We start from the raw sequence: 1,792 nt of genomic DNA, 5'->3' as shown, positions 1-1,792 counted from the left end.
CGAATGGCGTGGAATCCGCACCCTGAATCGCAAAGAAGCCGCTGATCAACCACGCCCGAGGCTGTCGCCAAGGCAGCCCACCCTGCCCCTCGGCAGACGTGTCCTGCTCCGGACGGCTCGGCAGCCAGCCCCACAACAGCACCCCTATAATTGCCGGCAATGCCCAGACCGCCAGGCCGAGGGTCCAGTCGTCACCGAACAGTTGGGTGGCCGGCGCCGTCAATACCGCCCCGCCAGCGCCACCCACCGCCATGCTCAGGGAATACCAACCGACTACTTGGCCCATCCGCCCGGCGAAATGGCGTTTGATAAAACCGGACAACAATGGCCCGGCCACGGCAATCGCAGCGCCAAGCAACACCGCACTGCCAATCAACACCGAGCTGGTCTGCCCGGCCAGACGCAACAGCAACGCCAGCGCGATGACCGCCAAACACATAGCGATGGTGCGTTCCAAACCCAGGCGTAATGCGAGACGCGGCGCGACCGGCGCCAACAGCCCCATGCACAGCACCGGCAGCGCGGTGGTCAGGCTGATCAGACTGCGACTCAGGGAGAGTTCGTTGGCAATCCGCTCGATCAGCGGCGCCAGGGAGGTGATGCCGGGACGAAGGTTGATCGCCGCCAACACCAGGGCCAACAACAAGGTCGCCCGAGGGATCGCTTTCACAAAGAGTCCAAGGTCAAGACGGCTGACAGGCCGGGCCAGCAACCCTAACGCCGCGCCCTGCCTGGGACAAGCCTGGCAGGCACATTTTTGACCAAAAGGTCAGCTTAATTGCGCGTACGTCCCTCGCTGGCAAGGGACGCAGAGGCAGCGGCAATGCGTCAGCCTTGCTTGGCTTTACCGCGCATTTTGTCGGCCATGCTGGTCATTTCGTTGTACAGCAACTGCGGGTTCTTCTGCTTCAACGCCCAGGCCATACGGCCCTGCTCGTGCGGCAGGATCATGAACTCGCCCTTGGCGATTTCCTGGTAGATGTAGTCGGCGATATCCGCCGCATTGATCGGCGAGCTTTCCAGCAGCTTGCCGACCTGGGCCTTCATCGCCGGGGTCGGGCCACGGAACGAATCCAGCAGATTGGTCTGGAAGAACGACGGGCAAACCACATGCACACCAACTTCCTGCATCTTCAGCTCGATCAACAAGCTTTCCGACAATGCCACCACGCCAGCCTTGGCCACGTTGTAGTTGCTCATCGCCGGGCCCTGCATCAACGCCGCCATCGAGGCGATGTTGACGATCTTGCCCTTGCTGCGCTCCAGCAGCGGCAGAAAGGCCTTGCAGCCCTTGACCACGCCCATCAGGTTGATCGCGATCTGCCAATCCCAATCTTCCAGCGACAGCTCGCTGAAGAAACCACCGGAGGCCACACCGGCGTTGTTGACGATCACATCGATGCCGCCGAATTTCTCCTCGCACGCCTGCGCCAATGCCGTCAATTGACTGTAGTCGCGCACATCGCAGCGCTGGGTAAAACCGTCGCCACCCGCTGCGCGCACCAACTGCAAGGTCTCGAGCAAGCCCGGCTCGTTGACATCGGACAGCGCCAAGCGCCAGCCCTCACGAGCCCATCGCAGAGCGATTTCACGACCCAAACCCGAACCCGCGCCGGTAATCATCATGCGATTTTGCATACAGAGGTCGCCTTGTAGTGCTGTGGTAGATGGGCCGCAGTGTAGCGAAGGAAATAATCATCCCCACGTACCATCAGGCTCCTGAATGACCAGGGCAAACTGCCGACGCGGAGGCCAGTGACAACAGGAAACCTGTAGGAGCGGGCCATGCCCG

2 protein-coding genes are annotated in these 1,792 nt (G+C 61.6%); both read right to left on the bottom strand.

What is annotated here, in order from left to right; translation table 11 throughout:
• Positions 1-670: CynX/NimT family MFS transporter (locus B3M58_RS06400; RefSeq protein WP_296217737.1), on the bottom strand; the 670-nt coding region annotated here is incomplete at its 3' end.
• Positions 671-828: 158 nt separating this feature from the next.
• Positions 829-1,638: an SDR family oxidoreductase gene (locus B3M58_RS06395; protein ID WP_296217736.1), complete on the bottom strand. Its 810-nt coding sequence runs from the start codon at positions 1,636-1,638 to the stop codon at positions 829-831.
• Between the last annotated feature and the right edge of the window lie 154 nt (positions 1,639-1,792).

The sequence above is a fragment of the Pseudomonas sp. UBA2684 genome, assembly GCA_002354655.1.
GTDB lineage: Bacteria > Pseudomonadota > Gammaproteobacteria > Pseudomonadales > Pseudomonadaceae > Aquipseudomonas.
The sequence above is the reverse complement of the archived record's forward strand: the minus strand, read 5'-3'. Positions and strand labels throughout refer to the sequence as shown.